The sequence below is a fragment of the Microbulbifer variabilis genome (assembly GCF_056232115.1).
In genome coordinates this window covers 4,609,779-4,635,361 of sequence record NZ_CP174325.1, presented here as the reverse complement: position 1 = coordinate 4,635,361, position 25,583 = coordinate 4,609,779, and the positions used below count along the sequence as shown (strand labels likewise).

At 49.8% G+C, this 25,583-nt stretch carries 5 protein-coding genes and 1 pseudogene; 5 read left to right on the top strand and 1 reads right to left on the bottom strand.

Features of this window, described 5'->3' with window-relative positions; all coding sequences use genetic code 11:
• The first annotated feature begins 148 nt into the window (after positions 1 to 148).
• From ACJJI7_RS20820 to ACJJI7_RS20805, 4 genes and pseudogenes are all read left to right on the top strand, one after another.
• On the top strand, positions 149 to 13,198 hold the full coding sequence (locus ACJJI7_RS20820; protein ID WP_444902628.1) for an isopeptide-forming domain-containing fimbrial protein: 13,050 nt from the start codon (positions 149 to 151) through the stop codon (positions 13,196 to 13,198).
• Positions 13,198 to 18,408, top strand: coding sequence for an OmpA family protein (locus ACJJI7_RS20815; RefSeq protein WP_444901298.1), 5,211 nt, complete (start codon positions 13,198 to 13,200; stop codon positions 18,406 to 18,408). The genes ACJJI7_RS20820 and ACJJI7_RS20815 overlap by 1 nt, the downstream gene beginning before the upstream one ends.
• Before the next feature lie 836 nt (positions 18,409 to 19,244).
• Positions 19,245 to 19,592 (top strand): hypothetical protein, encoded by a 348-nt coding sequence (locus tag ACJJI7_RS20810; RefSeq protein ID WP_444901299.1) that lies wholly within the window; start codon positions 19,245 to 19,247, stop codon positions 19,590 to 19,592.
• Between the two features lie 980 nt (positions 19,593 to 20,572).
• A pseudogene (locus ACJJI7_RS20805) lies at positions 20,573 to 21,742 on the top strand (MFS transporter); the annotation flags it as partial.
• A 329-nt stretch (positions 21,743 to 22,071) separates the two neighbouring features.
• Here the strand turns inward: ACJJI7_RS20805 and acnB are convergent.
• On the bottom strand, positions 22,072 to 24,687 hold the full coding sequence (acnB, locus tag ACJJI7_RS20800) for a bifunctional aconitate hydratase 2/2-methylisocitrate dehydratase (protein WP_282953570.1): 2,616 nt from the start codon (positions 24,685 to 24,687) through the stop codon (positions 22,072 to 22,074).
• Between the two features lie 310 nt (positions 24,688 to 24,997).
• Here acnB and ACJJI7_RS20795 point away from each other — a divergent pair, with 310 nt between their 5' ends.
• On the top strand, positions 24,998 to 25,453 hold the full coding sequence (locus tag ACJJI7_RS20795) for a DUF1289 domain-containing protein (protein ID WP_282953125.1): 456 nt from the start codon (positions 24,998 to 25,000) through the stop codon (positions 25,451 to 25,453).
• Positions 25,454 to 25,583 lie beyond the last annotated feature (130 nt).

Genomic DNA, 25,583 nt, shown 5'->3' with positions numbered 1-25,583 from the left:
CTTACCTGACTGTTATTTATGACCTGCTTCACGGCCACTTTTTCACCCTGTATTTAAAGTTCGCGCACCGGACTGTGTCTGTTCGGCGGCAGTGTTCTTGGGCATTGTCAAGGGTTTTGAAATAGAAAAGTGGCGGCTATAAGTGACGATGATGTCAGAAGTAACTGGACGGAAATCCTGGAATAATTTGCTTGCTGGCTTGGTACTGCTATGTATCTGGGCAATCATGTTCGCGCCGCAGGCCCTGGCTGACCATAATTGTCCCTCTTTTCCCGATAACCCAGTTAACTTTAATATTCTGGATCACCGCTTCAGTGATAGCTGGTGTGAACTCTGTGGAGATGGGCAGGTAACGATAGAGATTGATGTGCCTGGAATCTCCAGTGGTTTTATGGGAACCCAGCATATTGAAAATATTATTGTGACGGAAAATCTGGGTAGTTCTGAGTTAGAGTATATTCCGGGTTCTACTCGAGTAAGTTCAGGCTCTGTATTGAGTGAGCCTACCATAAGCGGGACGGTTATTCGCTGGGATCAGAATGATCTCTCCGCACTTGCCGCGCGCAATGAAAACACCACGATGACAATTACTTTTGGTGTACGCAGTAAGGTCGACCGAGAAGAGGATTTGGTAAACAACAATCGTACCTTGAATGCTACAGCGACTTTTGAATATTGTAGCTATCCCACTACAACTGATACAGACAGTATTGAGCTGGACATACGTGAACCCCTTCCATCCATGGATAAACGTGGGAGGAATATTGATGCGGCGCAGACCAACTATACCAACGATGTTTACGGCAATATCAATGATGATGTGATCTGGCGTATCGCTATCTCTAATGGTGGAGATGCCGATATGCAGGATGTGCGATTCGATGATTTGATGACCAACCCCAATATGGATATCAATTATGCCTGCCCCAGTGAAAGTGCAGCACTTTCAGTTGCAAATAATAATGGAGTAAACCCGGTAGGTTCTGGATGTGTATCTGCGAATAACAGCATTAATAATTTTGAGTTGAGTGGAGCTTTCTCCAATGGCCCCGGACGTACGGATATTCCTGCAAATTCAACCTTAAACATTTACCTGGTGGGTAAAGTCAATACTTCTTGCAGCAATGGTACAAATACTGTCTCTGACTTGCAGTGGGGTTGTGAAATTGATGATGATACCGGAGTAGGGGGGATCTCTGATCCGGCCACGGCAAATGCCCCAAGACCTGACTCCGAAGAAATGCGGGCCCTGGTAACTACCGACCTCAATATTACCCAGGCGATAACCGGTACAAACCTGAACCAGCCATTGGGTTCGGCTGGTTTTGTGACTGTTACTGTCAATAACCGGACAGGTGGATCAGTTAAGGATATCCAGTTCGTTAGTGATCTGCCTGATGAGTATGTGGTAGATACCACATATACACCGCAAATTGTCCGCGAACGTCGCGGTGAAGATAATCATAGTGCAAGTTATAGTGCCACTTATCCGGGTAAAGCAGATACTCTCGAATGGCGCGTGGGGAGCAACTGGAATCAGTGGGATACAGACCCTCTAAAAAACAACAAACCAGAATTTCGCCTATTGAGTAGCACTGTACATCCCAACTATTCAGATCAGCAAAATATGATGCGTTATGGCGATGAAATTCAGATTCGCTTTCGTATTGTCACCACCGAACCAAATTTCTATGACAAGATTGCCGATCTTGATGTTGAAGAGGAGTCGGCATCAAATGGCAAAGATCCGAACAGCAATATCCGTTTATCTGATAATGTTCTAACTATTGATTATGAAGATTTCTGTCCTGGCACCAGTCCGCCTACCCAGGTTGAAAATCAATCGGTGACACCAGATCCAGAAGATCTTGATATTAGTACAGTACACCCTTTGTATATCGTACGGGACAATGGCACCTCCGAGTTAACGGTGGATGTGACCAACAATGGTGGTCATGATGCGGATAATTTTAGTGTGTATGTGACTTTCGGTGAGGCAATGAGAGTATTGTCCAGCGATCGTGCCTGTACTGCGATTGGTAGTCCAAATCCAGGTACTGTACCTGGGCATCCTGTATGGAATCAGCCAGATTACCTTCCTTCTTCAGCTATTGTTTATCGATGTAATACCACCAACTTGGGAGGTGTTATTGAGCCCGGAACAACTGAGCGTATCGTTTTTCAAGTGGAAAAAAACCACGCGGCAACCGATGACGATCTCACTTTCCGTGCCGATGTGGTGGGGGAGATTACATTATCTGATGATACACCCCTGAACTTTCCTGAACCTGCCACTCTGACTGAAACAACACCAGGTAAACAACTGGCTAATAACTACACCCTCGATGGCATGCGCGCTCGTGTAATGGGTTTTAATCTGATCAAGGAACGCTCTGATCAGTGTAATGAATTGACTTCTGAGGCAGCATTCCCCAATAGCAGTGTTCTTATTGGTGAAGAGTGCCGCTTTGAAATCCAGGCCGGTGGCTGGTTTGGCTTTGACACACCCGGATTTACTCTGATTGAAGTGCGCGATATTGATGTGCGTGATGACTTACCGGATGGCCAGGGTTATATAGCAGATGCGCCGCTAAACTGTGTAGATGTAACTCTGCCGCATCCGGTTTCTCAGGCTAACTGTGTTGTAATTTCCTCTGGTGATATTGTAGAAGGTGGAGGCCTGAATATTCCCCTTAGCGAGACAGATTTTCTATGGGAGGTAACTTCAAAAATTACCGAACGGGATCGTTGGTTCCTATCGGATATGACCACGCGTCTATTAAATGATCCTATAGATACTGAAAGCGCTGACCCCAATCAGCATGCAAACCCCAGTACCGACTATGCTCGTGCGCAATTTACCGCAGTATTTGATACCGAAACCATCGTGGTAGATAATTATAATACTAGTGGGGTGCTGACCAATATTGATGGTGTGCCTACAACAGTACCCGGCTTTCCCGATATTTCCGAGTGGTCCGAATCTGTTACTGTTTCTGAGCCCCACATCGAAATCGATAAAAAAGTCTGTAACGAAAATTTGCATGGTATAGGCACCAGCTGTGCAAATTTCGTTGATTTTACTAACGAGGGTCATCGTGACCAAACTTATGTTTTCCGCCTGACTTTAACTAATCGTACGTCCGATGGCGGTGTAAATCGAGCCCCTGCTTATGATTTGGTTGTAACTGACACACTAGATGTTTCCGGGCAAATGTGCGTGCAGCCCTTGGATAGTGATGGTTTGGACAACGATGGAGATGGTTCCTCAGAGACCATCGCAGGCGATGACGGCTTGGTGGGTATAACTACTGGAGCAAATGACTACTCTGAAGCCCTCCACTGCAGTGATGGCGGGACACCGGCAGTAATTACCTTCTCTTATGAACATTCCACGGCCCTTGAGCGTATTAACCCGGGTGACTCTGTCACTCTTTATTATCGAGTGAAACCACATCGTTCCGTAGCACCGCTGCAGACGTTTACTAATACTTTCTATGCTCGTTACGATAGTTTGGAAGGAGACTATGGTAACCAGAGTGCGCCACAAATCGACAGCGATGCGGATAATGATGGTATTGGTGATGGAACTCCTGCAGCAGGGCGTGCACGCCACTATAAATCTGCAGACGCCGAAGCGCGTATGCAGATTATTGAAGTTAAGGCAGAGCCTAAACAAGCCTTGGAATTCTCTAATGGCATTGCCAGTGGCACCAACAGCGATACAGCCGTTGTCGGAGAGGAAGTCCGCTATAAACTGACAGCGAAAATTCCCGCGGCTAAATTGCGTAACTTTGTAATTCGTGATGAGTTGCCGGCTGGTATGCGCTGTATCGAAGGGCAAGCGGTTAACCTGAATACGTCACCTTACGATGCCGCCGGCTTTATTCCCGGTGGTACATTTAATGCTACCTGTACGAGCACTGGCACAGCCGACTATGTACAGTGGGATTTTGGTGATCAGGAGCTTACCACTGTCACGGGTAGCCTTTTTGATTTCCCGGTGGAATTTATTGCACGTATTGAGAACAGCAGCAATACTGATGACGGCGATATGCTTGGGAATGGCGGTAGCTATACCACTGCACAGGTGAGTTATGTTGATGAAGCAGGGACTACCGTAGTTGTACCCTTTGATTCTCACGCAATTACTGTACAGGAACCGAAAATACAATTAAATAAGTCATTTTCAGTTGCTAACAGCGATGCAGATGACATTCTTACCGTTACTGTAACGGCAGAAAATACTGGTACTGCGGCAGCTTACAATCTACATGTGCTCGACGATCTCACAGGCACCAAGCTGGTTTACCTGGGCAATATCGGTGGTACTGATCCGCCTCAGGTTGTCGATGTCACTACTATCGGAGCCAATGCGCCCATCTTCAGCTGGAATCGCAGCAATGCGGATTACGCCATTGCTGTAGGCGAGACTAAAACCTTTACATTTGATGTCCGGGTAGAGCAGGGCGTAGAGCCCCATGAAATCCTGGATAACACCATCCAATCGCGCTGGCAGTCCCTGCCGGGCAATGATATTGCTTTAAACAGCAGTAATTCTATCGGCACCGATGGTGCAGACGATGGTATGCGTATTGGTGTATTACCCAATACCGGCGATCCGATTAATGATTACGAAACTACAGCTAGTGCCCAGACAGAGGTGCCAGCGTTACAGTTGGTTAAAACCGATCTTGAGCCCACTGTAGTTCCTACTATAGGTGCGCATAAAAAATTCCAATTGGAAATCCGCCTGCCGGAAGGCATCAGCCGGGATGTGGTGATTACCGACCAGCTTGGCAGCCCGGAAGGCTATGTACTGAGCCACAATGCAGATTTCGATATTACCTATGATTTTGTAGGTCTTGAAACCATTAATGGTGCGGCCCCGTCTGAGGGGGTATTCAACAGTTTCCCTACTGATAATACTTCCGGTAACGCTGTATGGAATATTGGTACAGTCGATACTGCCAGTGAAAATGATACTGCCGGCAGTACTCTGGACCCCTTAGTAAGAATTACTTATTTCGCTCGCGTGGAGAATGACCTTGCGACCAATAATGGTGACACGCGTCAGAACAGTGCGGGGTTGACATATAGTAACGGTGAGAGTGGGGCGACAGAAAACTTAAATGACAATACCGCCGCAGTTACGGTGGTAGAACCTCTGCTTACTATCAATAAAGCGGTCAGCAATGCGACTAACCCCGGCAATTTACCGGTGGGTGGCGATGTACTGGAGTATGTGATTACCGTTGCCCATGATCCCGCATCTACTGCTGCGGCATTTGATTTGAATTTAGTGGATACACTGCCATCGGAGTTGCAGTTTGATAGCAGCTTTACCCCAACTGCATTAATTAATGGTGGTGTAGTTACTGGTTTTGTTGCAACACCTGCGGCAGCACCCACTGGCCCTCTGGTTTGGGGGCGTGATAATGGCGATAACACTCTGGACCTGCAGCTTGGTGAAACTTTAGTTATTACCTATCGAACCCAGGTAACAGGAGTATTTGGTTCGCCGATTAGCAACAGCGTAATGCTTGACTGGACGTCCCTCGACGACAGCAGCATTAACCAGCTGGCTTACGAGCGTGATGGTGACGGCTGCCCGGCAGTATCCGCACCAGACGATTACTGTGAGGGTCCGGCTGAAGCCAGTATCGATACTGTGGACAACACCGGTATTGTGAAAACGGTTGTTGCAGATTCTGATACCGCTTCTGTAGTAGGCACGCTGAGGGTTGGCGATACGGTTACCTATCAACTGGCCCTGAACCTGCAAGCGGGTACGACACCGGCAGTGACTATTAATGATGCACTGCCGAGCGGATTGGAATTTAATTCCATTGTCAGTGTGAATGATGATACTGCTGCGCCCTACGACGACAACCTGAATGATTTTGTTTATTCAGCCATTGCTGTGCCCGCAGCAGGGGACACAGGTACGGTCACCTGGAACCTGGGGGATATCCTCAGCAACTTCGGCAATACCAATAAATTTGTTATCGAGTACACCGCCAAAGTAGTGGCGGGTTCGGGTATTGCAGCGCCGACTGCGACCCTGACCAATACAGCCGTGCTTAATTACACCGGCGCTGTCAGTACCTTGCAAGATAGTGCCGACATTACGATATTGCAGCCGGTGATCGACAGCCTGACAAAAACGGACGCTACCTGGCCAAGCTCCCATATGAATGTGGACCCGGCCAACGATGTGATGCAGTTTACTCTGCACGCCTGTAACTCCGGTTTGGCGCCAGCCTACGATCTGTCCCTGACTGATGACCTGGCTACTCAGATGGACCAGGCCTCCATCGCCAATCTGCAGGTCACTTTGGATGGCACACTCCTCACACAGGGCACCGAGTACACCTACACAGCGCCAGGTAATCGTGGCGACGATATGCAGTTCACTTTCCTGGTGCCTGTCGAAGCGGGAGCCTGCCTGGATATCAATTACGAAATTGGCTTTTATACTGATATTGGCGGTGGCGAAAACTGGGTAAATACCTTCACGGTCAATGAATTCTGGTCACTGCCGGCAAAAAGCGGAGAGCAATATGCTCCTGTTCCACTGGGTACACCCTATCCGATGGGAACTGTCGCCACCACAGTCACTGCGCCGCAAAAAACTCTGCAGAGTGCTGCTACGGCAGCGGTGGGCGAGGAAGTGGTTTACCGTATACAGGTTCCAGGTAGTGCAACCACATCGGCCATCTATGATGTGGAAATTACCGATGTACTGGACCCGAGCCTGGAGCTGATCCAGCTGCAGGAAATTAATGGCCGTGCATTTACCGATAACACCACTAACAACAATATTGCCCTGACCCTGGATATTATTCCGGCTGGTGCTGTCGCTATTTTCGAGTTGCGTGCCCGGGTTGCAAACAATGCAACGGCACAGGCGGGTCATAATTTCAATAATGAAGCCAGCTATTCCTATGCCGCTACAAGCGGTGGTGTGATTCAAGCCGGTGGCACGGGTGCTGCACCGACCTTAACTATCGTGGAGCCGGATTTGTCTGCGACAAATTCTGTGGCTAACCAGACTAACCCTGGTAACGACCCGGATGCTGGCGATATCCTGCGTTTCACATTGGATCTCACCGCCGCAGGTAATCCGGAAAACGCCGCTGCTTACGATTTGTTGGTCAGGGAGCAGTTGTCCCTTGGCCTGGAATTTGTTCCGGGCAGTGTGATCTTTGCCGGTGTCGCCCAGGCTGATCCTACTGTGAGTGGGGATGGTATTAATGCTGCGCAGTTACTGGAGTGGAATCGCGCAAACAGCGACCTGGATATCGCTGCTGGCACTAACAGCCTACTGGTATTTGATGTGCTGGTGCTGGATGAAGTGCTGGCTGAAGCCTCGCTGTCTGCCTCTGCCCGTATTGAGTGGACCAGCCTGGATGAGGATAACAGTAGCCCCTACGAGCGAAACGGTGCCGATGGTATTGGTGGTTTGAATGATTATGTGCTGGAAAATATTGCCGCTCAGCTAACCGCTGCCAATGACAGCACAATCAGTAAAACCCGCGTTGACGACAGTTACGGTAGTGCAGATGCACAGCTGCGTGTCGGTGACTTGGTGGAATACGAGCTGCGTTTGTCCCTGCCAGAGGGCACCGCTCCCAATACCTTAATTGTCGATACCCTGCCACAGGGAATGGTGTTTGTAGGTACCCAATCAATTAATGGCGTTACCACTGCACCCTTCGCATCGGCGGCACCTTTTGCTCATAACGATATTGCCGAACCTGTGCAGACCGGTGATCCCGCTACCGGCACGACAACACTGAGCTGGAATATTGCACAGCTGATCAACAGTGGTGATAACAATCTCACTAACGATGAATTTATACTTCGCTATCAGGCAAGGGTTCTGAATAAGGACGTACACCCCTGGCCGGCCAGTAATACAGCGCTAACCAATAATGTGGAATTCACTTTCGATGCCGCCGCCGGTGCCGAGCTGCGAAATGATAGTGATACCCTGGACCTGTTACAGCCGGATCTCATTGCGGCAATCAGCGCTACCCCTGCTGGCGGCACTACCTTGTCTGCCGGTGATATTGTCGATTACACCATAACGATTACCAATAACGGATCAGCGCCGGCCTACGATCCGGTCTTCCGCGACATGATCCCCATTGGCCTGCGCCAGGGCGGTGTCAATGTGCAGTCCCTTACTGTGAATGGCGCTGCAGCAACTATTGTTGCCCCGACTTTTGACAACGCCACTGGTGCGGCAGTTTGGGATTTCTCTGCGGGCACAGTTTATGCCATTAATCCTGGCCAGGCTTTGGAGATGGTGTATCGCGTTCAGGCAGATGCCAATCTGGGGGCAGGTCTCAATCTGCAAAATGCCGCTTATGTCGAGCTGTATTACTCATTAGATGACGATAATTTACCATCCCTGGGTGCGACCGCGGTTACCACAGATATGCGTGAGGACTACGGTCCTACAGCACCAGTCAGTGTGCAGTTCAATACGCCCAATGCAGCGCCGTTGCTTATTGAAAATACCCAGCCGACATCTTCGATTGGCGAACCGTTTAATTACCGCATCACTATTCCGGAAACCGTGCAGCCCACAGCCCTGCACGATGTCAGTGTGCTGATGGACCTGAGTACTTCTGCAGCCGACCTGGAATTTGTCGGCGCGGCAAAAGTATCGGGCAGCAACGTATTCACTCCAGAAAATAGTGGATCGGGCACTGCGCTGGTCATTGCCGATGCCACTAGCGGCATTGATGTACCGGCGGGTGAACAGGTGGTTATTGATGTGACTCTGCGCCTGCGCGACAGCAATCCACCCAATGTGGATGGGTTGGCATTTAATAATAGCGCCAGCTACAGCTATAACTACGACAATGATAATGCGGCCGCCGGGCAGGGTGCCGGTGCCGGAAACACGACCCTTGATATGCAGGTAGTGGAGCCAACGGCCATCACTCTGACTAAAACCGGCCCTGCCAGTGTGCAGTCTGGATTGCCAGGTACCTTCACCCTCGACCTTCACAATGTTGGCACTGGCCCCGCATGGGATATTACAGTGACCGATATTCTGCCGGATAAAGATCCCGGTGGTATGTGTGAAACTCCTCCGAATAATTTTGCTGCGCAAATTATTGATGGTGCAGGCACTGCGGTTGCCACTCTGGTAGCAGGAACTGACTTTAATACGGTTTTTGATGAAGCCAGCTGCACTCTCACGATCACCTCCATGGGTGCGGCGGCTATGCTGGCTGCGGACCACCACCTGTTGTTGAGTTACGATGCCACCCTGGACGTGGATACCATCGATGGCGATACACTGACCAATATTGCCGGTGTGGAACTCTGGCACAGTTGGGATAGTGGCTTACCGGAAGCTCGCCAGTACACACGCCCGGCGCCCACTGATGGCACGCCAGGCGTACTCGATCACGAAGATGCCTATACCGTAAGCGCCTCTGTGCCCAAGGTAACTTTCTACAAAACCGTTGAGAATGTTACCCGTGCAGAAAATCCGGCAACTTTGGCCACTCCGGCAGATGTACTGCGCTATACACTCACGCTTACCAACCTGAGTGGTGCAGATGTTAGTGGTATTGAAATTACTGATGATCTGGGTCGTCTGAACAGCCTGCCATTGTTCCAGTCGGGTTCACTACAAATGGTGACAGCGCCGGTGGGTAGCGATAGCAGTAACTCTGATGCGTCTGCTGGCACACACGGCAGCGGCTTTTTACAGGTGAAAAACCTGGATTTGGCGGCCACAGGAAATACTGGTGATTCTGTTCAGCTGGTATACGAGGTCACTTTGGCAGCTGTGATCGACAGCGGTACGCCGGTGTTGAACCAGGCTCAGGTGCAATTGCCTGGTCAGCTGCTGAAAAACAGTGATGATCCCAATATCAACGGTACTGACGACCCTGACGTTGCGGATGATGAAGATCCTACCCAGATATTAATTGAGTCCGAGCCACTGCTGGTGATTCATAAAACCTCAGCAGATATCACCGGTGACCCGGATTTACTGATGGTGGCGGATACCCTGCGCTATACCATTCGCGTGGAAAATGCCGGTAACGAAAATATCGTTAATGCGATGTTGCGCGACCAGATCCCGGCGAATACCACCTATGTAGCTGGCTCTACGACCTTGAACGGTTCAGCGCTTTCAGATGTGAGTGGTGCTTCGCCTCTTGAAGCTGGTATGAGTATTCATACACCTGGTCAGGCCGATGGCTTTATTGGTGCAACTGCAACTGGCGCCGCGGCTTCTGTAATCACCTTTGATGTCACCATTAATGATGTCAATGACGGTACCATAATTTCCAACCAAGGCTTTGTTAATGGCGAAGGTGCAGGCAGTGGACCCTTCGATGAAGCGCCATCGGATGACCCTGCTACAGATGCTCCCAACGACCCGACTATAGATATTGTTGGCGATGTTCCCCTTTTAATCGCTCATAAAACGGTGGCAATTGCCGTGGACAATATCTCTATGGGGATTGTCGATCCCGGTGATGTACTGCGTTACACCATTGCAATATCCAATATGGGGGGCGTTGATGCACTGCAGGTGGCACTCACTGACCAAGTGCCCGCAAATACCACTTATGTTGCCGGCAGCACCACCTTAAATGGTATGGCTGTCGCTGATAACGCCGGTGGTATGTCGCTTCTAAATACTGAATTGCCAGTAGCTTCGGATGACCTAACGCCACCCTTGCCGGGTGCCAATGAGGGTGTGATTACTTCTGCACAAACTGCCACCGTAACTTTTGATGTAATGGTGAATGTGGATGCTGCCAGGGGTACTGTGATCAGCAATCAGGGCAGCGTTACCGCAGAGGAGCTGCCACTGGTACTCACTGACGCGGATGGCAATCCGGCCAATGGTGCACAGCCGACACTTGTGGTTGTGGGCGATGCGCAGCTGTTGTCGATTGTAAAAGAAGTTGCTGTTGTCGGTGGCGGCGCAGCAGAAGCTGGTGTGGTGCTTGAATACCTGGTGACCATCGAAAATATCAGTGGTGTACCGGCGACCATGGTGAGTATTACTGATGATCTTATGGTTGCTGGCGATGGTGTCCTTACCTATGTTACAGACTCCGCCATGCTTAATGGTCAGGTAGATGGAGTCAGCATAGCCGGTACCGTAATTACTGCAGATTACTCCGCTATTTATGGAGATTTGTTACCGGGTGAAAGTGCTGTATTGCGTTTCCAGGCCAAGCTCTCCGATAACCTGGAAATTGGTTATACGGTGTTGAACACCGCGGAAGTGCATTGGAATGATCCACCTTCAACCAACCAGGCCAGCGTTGCTCTTGATGTTGGTGGCACACCGGGAATCGCCAATCTGGCAGGCTACTTGTGGCACGATGTGAACTTCAATAACCAAGTCGATATGGATGAACGGTTATTGTTGAACTGGGCCGTAGATCTCTACTTCAATGACGCATTGTTGGAAACCATTCAGACCGATGAAAATGGCTACTTCCAATTTCAGGGGCTAGTACCTAATAGCTATGGTGGACTCAGTTATGAGATGCGTTACACCGCTCCAGATGCCGGCGAAAAAACAGCATCCCTGGGTAATCCGGTTTCTGATTTTACCAATGGTCCTCAGCGTATCAGCGAGATCTTTGTGGAGTCGGGAGCCAATCCGCAAGACCTGAACCTGCCGCTCACGCCTAATGGAGTGATTTATAACTCTATTCTGCGTGCTCCTATCACCGGAGCTACGTTGACTATGCTGCGCGCCAGCTCTGGTCAGGAGCTGCCGGATCGTTGCTTCGATGATAAAAAGCAGCAGGGGCAAGTAACCCGTGCAGGTGGTTATTACAAATTCGATATTAATTTCGATGACGCCGCTTGCCCGGCCAATGCGGATTACCTGATTAAAGTGGAGATTGCCGATGAGGATTATGTCGGTGGTGAATCCCTGGTAATTCCTGCACAGACCAATGAGGAAACTGCGGGCTTCGATGTGGGTGCGTGCCTCGGCAGCAATGCCGATATGATTCCTGGCACGGCTCAGCATTGTGAAGTACAGCTATCTCCAGCGCTCCCACCGTTGGATATAGAAGCACGCGATACAGCTACCGACTATTACCTGCGCCTGACACTGGACGGTGATCAGGTTCCAGGAGACAGCCAGCTGTTCAATAACCATATCGCCATGGACCCGCACCTGGAAGGTGCACTTTCCATTACCAAAACTGCGGCGATGTTGAATGTAACCCGAAGCCAGCTGGTGCCTTACACCATTACCTTTGGCAATACCTTGCCTATACCGCTTTCGGATTTGCAGCTGGTGGACTTCTTCCCCGCAGGCTTTAAATACGTAGCTGGTTCGGCGCGCATGGATGGCGAACCAGTGGAGCCGGTGATGAATGGGCTACAGCTGATCTGGTCCGATCTGCATGTGGAAGCCGAGCAAACACGTGAACTGAAACTATTGCTGGTAGTTGGCTCCGGTGTAGGCGAGGGTAAGTATGTCAACCGCGCGCGTATGTTTAACCAGCTCTCCGGCCAGGTTGCGTCCGGTGAAGCCTCAGCCACGGTGCGCGTGGTGCCGGACCCCACTTTCGATTGCACTGATGTCATCGGCAAAGTCTTCGATGATAAAAATATGAACGGCTACCAGGATGCCGGTGAGGGTGGCCTTCCTGGAGCAAGGGTAGTTACTGCAACCGGCTTAAATGCCACAGCTGATGCTCACGGGCGATTCCATATCACCTGTGCAGTAGTACCAAATGCTGATCGCGGTTCCAATTTTGTGCTCAAGCTCGACGACCGCAGCTTGCCTAGCGGATATCGTCTCACTACTGAAAACCCGCGGGTGATGCGTGCAACTCGAGGCAAGATGGTGAAGTTTAACTTCGGTGCCAGCTTGCATCGGGTAGTACGCCTGGATATGGCCGAGGCGGTATTTGAGCCGGGCTCTACTGAGTTGCGTCCCCAGTGGCAGTCTCGTATTGAGCTGTTGTTGGAAAAACTCAGTGAAGCTCCATCAGTATTGCGCCTGTCCTACCTTGCGGAAAATGAAGATCCGGATCTGGTGGAAGAGCGTTTGCAAACGATCAAGGCAGAGATTGCCGATGAGTGGGCGCGTAGTAATGGCGACTACGACTTGAATATTGAGACTGAAGTGTTCTGGCGGCGTGGAGCGCCGCCCAGTAAGGGGGGATTGGAGTAATGTCCTCGGTCAAGCGCAGCAATATGGGTCGGTTACGCAGCTCTGGTAGCTCAATGGAAACAATGACCAGGACTTTCCGTCGTCGCGAACACTGTCTTGCCACAGCGATTGCCCTGGCTTTAACTCTTCCCGTGCAAGGTCAAGAGAAAGCTGCAGCGCAAAACACTCCGTACCAGGAAGCAAGCTGGTGGCAGGTATGGCAGAAAATTCCCGGCTTGGCTTCGGAAGTGGAAGGGCCCGAAGTTGAGTTTGAGGAAACGTCTATCGGTAGTAATACCGAAGGTATGTTGCTGGGTGCACCTACTAATCAATGGCTGCAGGATGCCACCACTTTTATTCCACCGCTTGACCCGATTATTGTAGAAGACTTTATTGAACCAATATCGTTTTACACAGTGGATGACGAGGTTCCGGCAGAAACTGTGGAGTTATTGCGGGCAAAATTAAACGAACTGGGAGAGACGCCGAACTTCAAATTGTACTTTATCGGCCATACTGATTCTGATCCCATGCAAAAAGAACTGGTGGCAGATTTCGAGAGTAAGGAAGATTTTACCCTGGCTCGTGCTCAATTTGTTGCAGATTTCTTCCAGCAAGCGCTGGAATTACCGGAAGAAATGATAGTGGTGGAAGGTCGCGGTGATGTAGAGCCGATTGCCGATAATATCACCACCGCGGGGCGGGAATTAAATCGTCGTATTCAGGTACAGGTGACTTATGACGCACTAGACGAGGAAGCCATGGCTGCACGTGCCCGAGCAGAAGCTTTGGCATTGAATCGAGTAAAAGTGTGCCGCCAGGAAACAGTGTGTAGACTTAATTACACTGCGGGTAGTGAGCAACGTGCACGCTTGAAAAACCTGGTTATTCCCCTGCGCCTTGAGCCGGGACAAACAGACTTGCCTGAAGCATTTATTCGGCGTTTAGGCGAGGTGCGGTCAAATCTCGCAGATAAAAATAATCTGGTAATGCACTTTGTTGGGCACACCGATGCACTGCCGCTGGATGTGAATCAAAGTTCCGAAGATCAACAGGTAGCTTACCTGGAAAAATCCCACGGTGAAGCCCGCCGTGTTGCCCTCGCCGTGCGCGATGCACTGGCCTTGCCAGATGCGATGATTACTAGCAGTGGTAAAGGAGCCAGCCAGCCCATTGCCGCAAATGACACACCTAAAGGTCGTGCCCTTAACCGGCGGGTGGAAGTGGAATTTTGGTATGACGACCCGTTGGAAGTTACAGCGGATGGTGTGCAGGCCTGCCCGGAAGCTGCAGCCGCAGAAACTATTACTATTGCCTATGAATCCCTTCGCGGTGCGGTAGCACCGATTCGTTTTGACAATGGCGACCCCATCATTACCCAGTCGCAACTGATGCAAATGCGCAGTGCCATGTCAGAAATTTCCAGCAAGGCCAATGTGCGCTTAAGTTTTATTGGCTATAGCGAAAACAAGCGTATGGATCGCCGTGAGGCCATGGTCTATGGGGATGATATTGGCTTATCTGGCGCCCGTGCCCAACGCGCAATGGAACAGGTAAAAGAACTGCTAGGCCTCGAAGATGCACAGGTGGAGTTTGAAGGGCGTGGTTATGTGCAGTCAGACGATGTGGTGACCAACGGCTTTATCCAGGAGGAAGGAGCGCGTGTTGAAGTGCAGGTGCTCTACGATGAGCTGGCAATACTGGCAGAAAGTGATCGCTTAGAAATCGAGCGCATTAACCGTGAGGCTATCGCCAATAATCCTTACTCATTGAATTTGATGCGTATTACCGTGGATGGCAGCCCGGAATACGATCCTTATAAAAACTCCGCTGACCTGCAGCGCTGTACGGACGTGGCTCTGGATAGTGCCAATATCCAATTCCGTTTCGATAACAAAAAAATGCAACCACGGCTAAATGTCACTGCGTGGCCCAATACCATTCGCTATGCGGATAATCCAGATACTGACCTTAGCGAGAATCGTGTAGTTTTTCGCAGTTACACCAATTACCCATCTTTTGTTGATCGGGCTGAAGTGAGGCTGTTTGAAGAGGAGCAATCCCTGCGCGATACTCCCATTGCGATTGTTCCGTTAGACCAATATGGAAAAGGGAACTGGCAGGCAGAATTTACTGAATTCCAGGCACCACTGAAAAAGCTCCACTATGTGCTGCGGGTATATGACAAAAAAGGCCGCTTCGATGAAACCGCTGAGCAAACTTTGTGGCTGGTAGATAGTATCGAAGAGTCTGATGAAGAGGTGGATATAGCCCAAGAGCTACTGGTGGGCTATGGTGAGAACCGCCTCGCACGGAGAAATATTCCCCTGGACGGCAATAGTGTGCTTGTCAACGGCGCTCAGGTGCCGCCGGGCCATACTGTATGGCTGGCGGGCAATCCGGTACCGGTAAATGATCAAGGTCAATTCGTTGCTGAACAGATTTTTGACCCTGGTATGCACACTGTAGAAGTGGCAATCCTGGATGAAGAGGGCAATGGTGAACTGTTCCTGCGTGATCTGGAATTTGCTAAAAATGACTGGTTTACCGTAGGGATAGCCGACCTAACTGTCGGTTACGATAAAACCAATGGCCCCGCGGCCCTGGTGACGGGCGATGAAACCCACTACGACAACTCTGTAAGCTACGATGGTCGTCTGGCGTTTTATACCAGCGGCGGTTTTGGAGAGGGTTGGCGCTTGGCTGCCAGTGCGGATACGGAAGAGGGGCCTGTCGATGATTTGTTTTCCAATTTTATGGAAAAGTCACCGGATGCACTTTTTCGTCGGCTCGATAGTGATCTTTACTATCCCACCTTCGGTGATGATTCTACGGTAGTTGAAGATGCGCCCACTTCCGGCAAGTTTTATGTGAAGTTATCCAAATACGATGACTACGGCCTGTGGGGTAATTTCAAGGCGACCTATTCTGACAACGAACTGGCGCAAATAGACCGGGCACTTTACGGGGCCAATGGCCACTTTGAAAGTGATGCCATGACCAGCTTCGGGGAAAAGCGATTCCAGGTAGATGCCTTTGGAGCGGAACCCGGCACTATTGCCGGTCGCGATGAATATCGTGGTACCGGCGGCTCACTATATTCCCTTCGTCACCAGGATATTCTCAGTGGCTCTGAGCGTCTGCGTATAGAAGTGCGGGATAAGGATTCCGGCCTGGTTTTAGGAGTAAAAAATCTCTCTCCGGTGATCGATTACGATATCGACTATATCCAGGGGCGTATCTTACTCAATAAGCCCCTTTCCGCCTTGGCCAATGATAATTTATTGATTCAGGATGGTTCCTATAACGGGAACCCCCAATACCTGGTAGCCCGCTACGAATATACCCCCGGCTTTGAGAAGATGGACACTCTGGCATTTGGTGGCCGCGCCCACTATTGGTTTGGGGATTACGTAAAGCTGGGTATCAGTGGTACTCAGCAGGACGAGGATGATAATGAAACGGCCCTCCAGGGCTTTGATCTCACCCTGCGGAAAAGTGCCGGTAGTTGGTTAAAGGTTGAAGTCGCAGATAGCGAAGGCGGTAACCTGGATAACTTTAGCTCTCTGGATGGCGGTTTTACTTTTGATGATGGGCAAAACCTGGACCCGGAAGCTACAGCAGGCGCAACCAAGGTTGAGGGTAGCCTGCAGATCGGGGATTTTTTTGAAAGCCTACGCGGTTCCGGAAATTTCTATCATCAGGAGCGGGAAGCAGGTTTCTCGGGTCCCGGTCAATTTGTACAGGGTGATACCACCCAGTATGGAGCCGGTATTAATCTACCCCTTGGGGAGAGCTTTGATGTGGGCCTCAAAGCGGACAGCAAGGAAGAGGAGTTTGGGCTGCATACCAGTGCTACAGACCTGATGCTCGGCTATCGCCTTAACGATCACTGGCGGCTCAGCTCCGGAGTGAGGACGGACAGCCGTGAAGATTTCTCTGAAGTTGTTGCAGCCACCCAAACCCAGGGTGACCGCACCGATATGGCAGTGGAGGCCAGTTACGATTCCGGTGAAAACTGGAGTGCTTATGGTTTTGTACAGAACACTATGGAGGTCACCGGTACTCGAGAGGAAAATAACCGTGTTGGCCTGGGAGGCGCCTATAGAGTGAGCGATCGACTCACAATGGATAGTGAACTGTCCAGCGGCGATACCGGTATGGCAGCACGTTTGGGCACAGATCTCCTGGTTAGCGACAGAACCAGTGTTTATCTCAATTACACCCTGGATAATGAGCGCAGTGATACTGGCGTGCGTGCGCGCAAGGGGAATATGAGTACCGGTTTCCGCAGCCGCTACTCCGATACTTTGAGTATGTACGGCGAGGAGCGTTACAGCCACGGCGATGTTTCCACCGGCCTGACACACGCCTTGGGTATGGATCTGGCACCTAACGACCGCTGGACCTACGGCACCACGGTAGAGGCGGGCACATTGGAAGATCCGCGTACTGGTGCCAAAACCGAGCGCAATGCCCTGGGCTTTAATATGGGCTATAGCCTGGACACTATTCGCCTGGCAACTGCGCTTGAGTACCGTACCGATATTATGGAAACGGCATTAGATGAAGAAACCGTAACGGAATCTGAGCGGGACACCTGGCTGCTAAAAAATACCCTGAGTTATCAGCTCAACCCGGATTGGCGTTTGGTGGGTAAGTTAAACTATTCCGACAGCAAAAGTTCCCAGGGAGAGTTTTATGATGGCAAATTTACCGAAGCCGTAATGGGCTATGCTTATCGCCCGGTAAATCACGACCGTCTGAATACGTTATTGAAATACACTTATTTTTATAGTGTACCGACTCAAGACCAGGTTACGGTGGAAAATACCTCAGCTGAATTTATACAGAAGAGCCATATTTTCTCTGTGGATACCAGCTATGATCTTACCCGCCGCTGGACTCTGGGAGCCAAATATGCCTATCGCCTTGGGCAATTAAGCCTCGATAGAGAAGACCCTGAGTTCTTCGACAGCCGTGCCAGCCTCTATGTTCTACGAGCAGACTGGCACTTCGTAAAGCGCTGGGATCTGTTGATCGAGGGCCGCCTGCTTGACCTTCCAGACGCCCAAGATAGCAAGAGTGGTGCTCTGATTGGCCTATATCGCCATATCGGTGATCACCTCAAGCTGGGGGTGGGCTACAACTTTACAGATTTCTCTGATGATCTCACTCAGCTGGATTACGACAGCCAGGGGATGTTTGTGAATATTATTGGGAAGTTGTAAAGAATGGGCGTATTGACAGAGTGCCAGATTCTCAATGAGGTTAGTTCGCTAGTAAGATGCTAGAAAAGCCCGCATTTGCGGGCCCACTTATTTAATTTCACTTGATTTTTAATGGCTCCACCCACTTATGAGATACTCCTAAAAAGTAGCAGGGTCTGTTAGTTTCTTCGTTAGAGGAGTTTGGAGAGCAATTTGCTATCGACTGGATGTCACTACATATTTCCCAACTCTTACTTTAAATAAAATAGGTTCGCCTATAATTGTGTTGATTGGTGAGAACTCATTGATATTTAAATCGTAAAAGTCATAAGAGGGTCAACTAGCAAGTACGCAAAGCAATTCCCTCTATACCCTAATTTAATTTTTACTACACTACATAATTTGCGGTTAGTTGTTATCCTCAAAAATCCTGTCAAGCTACTACATAGTAGTGTCTGATAAGCTTTACTGCGCACTATAAGCACCGCCAGTGTTACTGATTTGAAAATTAATCTCCGGTAGGGGCCATTGTGCACTACGATTTAGAGATCACCATCTAAATAGCGCACACGAAATACTTTCAAGAAAGTGGTTGGTTTACTTTTCTCGATAATCTGCAATAGCTCTCTTTTTAGTGTATTGGCTCTATTAACCAATCGACCATCTCTTATAGACTTAAAGTGTAAAGCTCGGTATTTTTCCATGGGGCGTGCCCTAAAGCTGATTTTTTATTTGAAGACAACATCAAGTAGATACGGTATATCTTTCGACCCCCTTAACGATGAATTTGCCCATAGCTCGAAGTAGATATAAATAGTAATTTAAAAAAATATATTGTGAATCCTGGAAAGCTTGCCATGCTGGGATTTATTTTTGCTACTGGAAGTGCTTACTCTGGCACTGAATGTACTGGTAAAGTAACTTCAGTAGAAGTTGCTGCAAACGGAAATGTTAATGCTGGTATAAAAGATAGCGGAAATGGCACAAATTTTCATAGTGTCGCACTTTGCAGAGTCACAGAAGATATTGAGGGTGGATTCAAGCAAGAATCGTGTAAGGTTGCTTTTTCTCTTCTAACCACGGCTCATGTAACTGGTAAGAATGTGACTTTATGGTTTGACGAAGAAAAGTTCTCTTCCTGCTCACAGTCATGGGGTGAGATTTGGTCTCAAGGACTATACCATATTCGCCTTAAAGAAAACTAAAGAAAGGCAAATATTATTTTTATAGCAAAGCAGAGAAGTTCGATGCTTTGAAATCTGCTCTTGCTGTTTCTTCGAGTGCCTGGGGAGCCTCGTGATTTCTATTACTGGATAGAAGCTGACGTGGACTCTCAGGTCCCGGCCAAATTGCTTTTGGCCTTAATTGTGGAAGTGATCGGTACTCATGTGAAAACTGCCAGGTTGCTGTGGATGACGTATAAAGGGTGATCGACAGAACCAGTGGTTACCTCAATTACACCCTGGACAATGAACACAGTGATACTGTCGAGTGTGCATGCAAGGGGAGTGAGTCATGTTTTCTGCAACCGTTATTCTGACATTTTAAGTGTGAACGGCGAGTAGCATTACAGTCATAGCGATTTTAACTTCGATGTGTCACGTCGAAATTTATGAATAGTTAATGCATTTATTTGGTTTTATATTAGGCCGCTAGGTTTTCCTGATTTCAATCTGTTGGTGTGTTGTTCTTGTGAACTTCTCTTTTATCTCCAGTAATGCGCTGTGGGGTCTTGTCGTTCTTTTATGTGAAATTTTAAAACGGTAGTGGCTTTCATTTATAGCGCTAAGTTGATTTTTATATCTTGTCTGCGGGGGGGTTATTTGCATAGTTTATGTGTTTGTTTAATTTCCATTGGCGAGATATCGTGTTGTTGGTATCTGTACATAAAAGTTAAAGCAATTATTTTTAACTGGGAGGAAAGGGTGGTGTAAAATGTTTAAGATATATTGAATGGTTTCTAGAGCAAAGTGATGGGGCGTTATAATAGTCCGTTGTCACGGCAGCACTATTGGGGGCTGTCGGTACTTTTTCTGGCCGTTGTCCTTGTGGCGGGTGATTTCACTGCGTTCTCTCCAGCACTCCCGGCTATTGCTCATAGCTTTTCTAGTGATATTGCGACAATCCATTGGGTAGTTAATGCCTACTCTTTGATTTATGGCGTAATAATAGTGGCCGTTTTGCAGATATTTATGGCCGCCGGCGTATTTTTTTGGTGGGAGTTTTCATTTTTGCTATTTCTTCTCTGGCAGGTGGCTTGGTGGAGAAGCTTTGGGTGTTGTTTCTCTGTCGTGCCCTGATGGGACTTGCAGGAGCCCTGATATGGTCCGCAGTTCTCGGGATGGCGTACAATCTTTTGCCGCAGGAGCGGGCGAGTTTTGCCGGGGGGTTTATCCTGGCTGCGCTTGGCCTGGCTACTGCTTGTGGACCTGTGTTGGGCGGTTTTTTTACAGAGTACTTGAGTTGGCGCTGGATTCTATTTATTAATATACCTGTCGCATTGTTAGTTTTTCTTCTTGGGTGGAAAAAGTATCCAGTGGATGTGTTTAGCAAGGTTAATAGTCATATCGACTATTTAGGTATGCTGGCACTTTCCATTTCACTGTTTTGTTTTCTGCTGGCAATGGATGTGTTGGCGCAATACAGTATTAAAAACTTTCTGGTTTTACTTTTGCTGTCGGCTTTCATATTGTTATTTTTGGCTTTTGTTTATACAGAAAAAAGGGCAAAAACTAATGCTCTTGTGCCGTTGAGTTTAATTGAAAACGCCAGCTTTTTATCGGCCGGATTTAGCGTGTTGCTAATGGCGGCAGCCTTCTTTGCAACGCTTGTTTATATTCCGTTACTTTTTATTAGTGTGCATCATTACAGTGCTCTTCAGGCGGGGGTTGCGCTATTGCCAATGATGGTAACTTCGGGAGTTTTTGCTTTTATTTCTGGAATCATGCATGAAAAGTTGGGGGCAAGGCTGTTGATATGTGTGGGAGCTTTAGGCATGAGTATCGGCCTTTTCTGGCTGTCAACGCTCAAAGGGGAGATAAGTTACTTTCAGTTTGTGCCCGGGTTGCTTTTGATAGGTACAAGTTTGGGAATCTATAGCCCTGCGGTAGTAACTGCCGCTGTCACCGTTGTCGATCCAGCAGAATCCAGTCTTGCGGGTGCTGTAATTTACATGTTTAGGTTTCTTGGTGGTGCAATTGCTCTTGGTATCAATGCCACTATTCTTGCCGTTGCTCATGACCTTGAAACCGGTATTTATAGGGCCTTTTTTGTAGATGGAATTGTTACTTTTATCGGTTTTCTTATCCCATTGGTTTTCTATAAGAATCAATTTATAAAAATTTTCAGGGAATAGTCGTTTAAGATAATGGCGAAAGGAGAATTCACCATCTCACAGGCACGCCCTTTTCTTGATTTTCTCACTGAAAGTTAGATGTTTCATTCAATATATAGCTGTTACTTGTTTTTGAGTATTGCTGAATATTGAGGTGGACCTCTGTAGCCGAGGTGATCTGCCAGTTATTGGAAGCGGAGAGATAGCCTGTGGCAGGGCGTAGTGGGAATAAGCAGTGGCTGCCTGAATAGCACCCTCTCATTGTTGGCTACTGATTGTTAGTACTGTAGGCACAAACAAAAAAGCCCCGCCAAAAATGACAGGGCTTTTCCATAAGGCAGAGCTACTGCTTAAACAGCAACGTCCTGGATCTCAGTAGCGGCAATGCGCTTGCCTTCTTCGGCAGACTTCTGGAAGTCTTCAATCTGGTCGAAGTTCAGGTAGCGGTAGATTTCGCCGGACATGGAATCCAGATTCTTCGCGTATTCCTGATACTCAGCCGGAGTCGGCAGTTTACCCAGAATGGCGCCCACAGAAGCCAGCTCGGCGGAGGTCAGGTATACGTTAGCACCGTCGCCCAGGCGGTTGGGGAAGTTGCGGGTGGAGGTGGACAGCACTGTGCTGCCAGGGGCCACACGTGCCTGGTTACCCATACACAGGGAACACCCGGGCATTTCGGTGCGGGCACCGGATGCACCATAGATGTTGTAGTAACCCTCTTCCATCAGCTGATGCTCGTCCATTTTGGTGGGCGGAGCGATCCACATACGGGTGGAAATGCCACCTTTGTGTTCCTGCAGCAGCTTACCGGCAGCGCGGAAGTGGCCGATGTTGGTCATACAGGAGCCGATAAAGACTTCATCTACCTTGTCACCGGCAACGTCAGACAGCAGGCGAGCGTCGTCTGGGTCGTTCGGGGCGCAAACGATCGGCTCTTTGATTTCGGCCAGATCGATTTCGATGACTTCCAGGTACTCGGCGTCGACGTCCGCTTCCATCAGTTTCGGGTTGGCGAGCCACTCTTCCATGGCGCGCGCACGGCGCTCCAGGGTGCGCTTGGAGCCGTAACCTTCAGCGATCATCCAGCGCAACAGAGTGATATTGGAGCGCAGGTACTCAGACATGGTCTCTTCAGACAGCTTGATGGTGCAGCCAGCTGCGGAGCGCTCGGCGGAGGCATCAGACAGTTCGAAAGCCTGCTCTACCGTCAGGTTTTCCAGGCCTTCGATCTCGAGGATGCGGCCGGAGAAGATATTCTTCTTACCTTTCTTCTCTACGGTCAGCAGGCCCTGCTTGATGGCGTACAGAGGAATGGCGTGTACCAGGTCACGCAGGGTAATGCCAGGTTGCATTTCGCCCTTGAAGCGCACCAGTACGGACTCGGGCATATCCAGTGGCATAACACCGGTTGCGGCAGCGAAAGCTACCAGACCGGAACCTGCCGGGAAGGAGATACCCATGGGGAATCGGGTGTGGGAGTCACCGCCGGTACCTACGGTGTCCGGCAGCAGCATGCGGTTCAGCCAGCTGTGGATGATGCCGTCAGCCGGGCGCAGGGAAACACCACCGCGGTTCATGATGAAGTCCGGCAGGGTGTGCTGGGTGTCGATATCGACGGGCTTGGGGTAGGCCGCAGTGTGACAGAAGGACTGCATCACCAGGTCGGCGGAGAAGCCGAGGCAGGCCAGGTCTTTGAGTTCGTCACGGGTCATGGGGCCAGTGGTGTCCTGGGAGCCCACAGTGGTCATTTTCGGCTCGCAGTAGGTGCCCGGACGGATACCTTCAACGCCACAGGCTTTACCAACCATCTTCTGTGCCAGAGTGTAACCCTTGCCGGTGTCGGCGGGCTGTTCAGGCTTGCGGAACAGCTCGGAAGGCGCCAGGCCCAGGGCTTCACGGGCTTTGCCGGTCAGGCCGCGACCGATAATCAGGTTGATACGGCCACCAGCCTGAACTTCGTCCAGCAGTACATCGGACTTCAGCTGGAATTCAGACAGTACTTTGCCGTCTTCCGCCAGGATCTTGCCGTCGTAAGGGCGGATCTCGATAACGTCGCCCATGCCCAGTTCGTCAACGGGAGCTTCGAATACCAGCGCGCCGGCATCTTCCATGGTGTTGTAGAAGATCGGGGCAACTTTACCGCCGATACAAATACCGCCACCCTTCTTGTTGGGTACGCCCGGCATTTCTTCACCGAAGTACCAGAGTACGGAGTTGGTGGCGGACTTACGGGAAGAGCCGGTACCCACTACGTCGCCAACGAAAGCAACGGGCAGGCCCTTGGCTTTAACTTCTTCAATTTGCTTCAGCGGGCCGGTAACGCCAGCTTCTTCCGGCTCCAGGCCATCGCGCTTCATTTTGTACATGGCCAGCGCGTGTAGGGGGATGTCTGGACGGGACCAGGCATCGGGTGCCGGGGACAGATCGTCGGTGTTGGTTTCGCCGGTTACCTTGAATACAGCAACTTTGATGCTCTCAGGTACTTTGTTGCGTTTGGTGAACCACTCGGCATCGGCCCAGGACTGCAGTACTGCTTTGGCGTGTTCGTTGCCGGCTTTGGCTTTTTCTTCCACATCGTGGAAGGCGTCGAACATCAGCAGGGTGCCTTTCAGCTGCTCTGCAGCCAGCTCAGCCAGCTCTTTGTCGTCCAGCATTTCAACCAAGGTGTGGATGTTATAGCCGCCCAGCATCTGGCCCAGCAGCTCTACAGCCTGCTTGCGGTCGATCAGTGGGGTTTCCGCTTCACCCTTAATGATGGCGGACAGGAAACCGGCTTTAACATAAGCTGCTTCGTCAACACCTGGCGGTACGCGGTGAGTGAGCAGCTCAACTAATTCTTGTTCTTCGCCTTTTGGCGGATTTTTCAGCAACTCAACCAGGCCAGCTACTTGCTCGGCGTCGAGCGGCTTCGGTGGAATGCCCTGTTCGGCGCGTTCTGCGACGTGTTTACGATAGGCTTCAAGCACGGATAAGTCCCTCTCGGTGTGTGGGGTGGCACCATCAGCGGGTGTAATTCCCAGTCTATGCATCACAGGCTGCTGGGATTTTTTTTTCGAGGCCGCTGAAGGCGGGTGGCGAATACTACAGGAAAGCCTTACTGCTGTTAAGTTTATCGAAAAATCAATAATTTAAGTGAATTACGACTATTAATGGAGTGAATTTTAGTAGGTGTGGTAGTAATCGTCTTAACACTTTTCTTGCCGGTCGAAACAAAATAGTCTACGCGCAATATTGATCCAGGCCATGGGGGCCAGGATGGCTGCAACTGGTTAATCGATGTACAAAAAAGTCCGCACACCCTGCATTGGGGTTTGCTCAACGGGAATAGGCGACGATGTTTGCCGAGGCTGTAAGCGATTTGCCCACGAAGTGATCGACTGGAATGCCTATACCGAGGAGCAGCGCCGTATTATTGCTGAGCGGCGTGAGGGCTATTTGGTGAATGCGGTGCGCAGCCAGTTAGAGATTGTTGATGAAAAGCGCTTTGTGGCGCAGCTGTATCATCAACAAATCCGATTTGATGACAGCCAGAGCCCTTATTGCTGGGTGTTCGAATTGTTGCGTGCGGGCGCCAGCCAAATTAATGATTTACGAGAATACGGCCTGAGCCCAACGCCCCAGGCACGTGGCGTGCCCCTGGTAGAGGTGCGCCAGCGTATTGATGAGGATTTTTACGCTTTATCAGTTGCCTACTACCAGCGTTTTGTTGCTCCCGGCGTCATCAAGGGCTGATATTGCGTGGTGGGGTGGCAGTACTTCTCGAAAATACACGGCCTGTTCAAGTAGAACTTGTAGCGAAACTGAGAGCTGGGTTTTCTATTGGGTTGTTATAGTTTCTAAAAATGAAAAAGCGGCCTCCCAG

Coding starts and splice junctions, on each gene's coding strand:
- ACJJI7_RS20820 (WP_444902628.1), top strand. CDS start 149: ATGATGTCAGAAGTAACTGGACGGAAATCCTGGAATAATTTGCTTGCT.
- ACJJI7_RS20815 (WP_444901298.1), top strand. CDS start 13,198: ATGTCCTCGGTCAAGCGCAGCAATATGGGTCGGTTACGCAGCTCTGGT.
- ACJJI7_RS20810 (WP_444901299.1), top strand. CDS start 19,245: ATGCTGGGATTTATTTTTGCTACTGGAAGTGCTTACTCTGGCACTGAA.
- ACJJI7_RS20795 (WP_282953125.1), top strand. CDS start 24,998: ATGTACAAAAAAGTCCGCACACCCTGCATTGGGGTTTGCTCAACGGGA.